The organism is Streptomyces sp. CNS606, assembly GCF_000426325.1.
Genome location: NZ_AUFD01000063.1, coordinates 1 through 1,535 on the forward strand (window position 1 = coordinate 1; position 1,535 = coordinate 1,535).

Here is a 1,535-nt window from a genome sequence, read left to right on the forward strand (position 1 = left end):
CTACGAACGCAAAGCCGACCACTTCCTCGCCTTCACCAGCATCGCCTGCACCCTCATCTGCTACCGCAGACTCGCCAAATGAGACGAGCTCTTAGCACCTGTTCAGAGCGGTCACGAACGTCGACGACCTGAAGCTCTCCGAAACCGCTTCGACGGAACCGATCGGTTCGCTTCCCTAGCTCTGTATCCCCCTCCGACCCTCGGCAATTTCGTGTAGCAGGGGTACCTCGAAGGCCAGCAAGTCCGTGCCCGATCCCACTGCGATGGAAGCCGCCCCGTATCGTGCGCGCTGTCTTGATCCGGGTGGCAGTCTTCACCGGAGAGACCGGATGACTGAGAGCGGCGCTGAGCGGAGGCACTCGTGAACAGCCCGGCGACGGCGACCATGACCACATGCCACGGTCAGAACCTTTCGCAGTTCCTCGACCAGCTCAACGACACTGTCAACCCGTTGTGCGGGCAGGGAACGAGCAGACTCGGCAGCACGCCTTGGAGCACACCCCGCAGGCCGGGTCGTCAGAGTTGGGGGCGCCAGGGTCGGACGATGACGCACGGCCGTAGGCCTGCTGCCTCGGCTGCCCGGTTGGCTTCAACTGCCACGCTCTCCAGGAGGTCGACGAGGTCGGGCCAGGCCCAGTAGACGACGCCGTTCACGTTTTCGGCGTAGGCGTACGAGAGCATGATCGTCATCAGTCGGGCGCGGCCTTTGCGGGCGCGTTCCAGCTCGTGGACCCACACTTGCTCGCTGCCGTCGGGGTTGGTGACGACGGATGCAAGATCGGGGAAGGCGCGGCCGCCGGTTCCGCGGCCGGCGCCGATCTCGACGTCGGAGCGCAGCCGGGCGCCGGGGCCGGAGGAGGGGTTCGGTTCGGCGCGTCGGATCTCCTGTTCGGTGATCAGATGGTGGTCGGGCTGGATCTTCGTCAGGTGGTCTGCGAGCTCGATCACCTCAAGGTCGTGTACGAGTTCCGCGACGCCCGGCGACGCCGGGGTGCCGTCGATGCCGGCGGCCGTCATCCCGGCTCGTGAGAGCCAGTGGACGCGGGGCCGGTCGCCCAGCGGCCTGGACTGCCGCAGCAGGCCCAGGGCGTTGAGCGCGCGCAGTCGGCGCTCGTAGACCTCGCGGCGCCGCGTACTTCCTGCGCGCCGGTCGAACTCCCGCGCCACCTGGTCGCAGGTGATGGCCCGCCACCTGCCGACCCATTGCAGGATCTCCAGGTCCCGGCTCGTCATCGCGTGGTTGCGCCGGGCCGTGGTCGTCGGCATCGAGGGCCGCCCTTCTCCCGCCTCTGCCACGGGTGTTCGCCGAGCGTGCGCGGGGTCTGCTTTCAGGTGTGCGTGGACTCTGCGCGCCGGAGAATAGCCCCGCATGGCGTGACCTGCGGAAATGTTTCCCCCGTACGTGTGACCTTCGTGTCTGGTGAGGTTGGTCTGCTGTGCTCCGCGCGCTCTGCTCTCCAGATGCGGGTGACGGGCTGGTCGACGACGGGCTGGTCGACGACGGGCTGGTCGACGACGGGCTGGTCGACGACGGG

The 1,535-nt window shown here is 67.6% G+C and carries 1 protein-coding gene; it reads right to left on the reverse strand.

Annotation, left to right across the window (positions count from 1 at the left end; translation table 11 throughout):
• Positions 1–516: 516 nt before the first annotated feature.
• Positions 517–1,266: a hypothetical protein gene (locus K304_RS0120585; RefSeq protein WP_027765263.1), complete on the reverse strand. Its 750-nt coding sequence runs from the start codon at positions 1,264–1,266 to the stop codon at positions 517–519.
• Positions 1,267–1,535 lie beyond the last annotated feature (269 nt).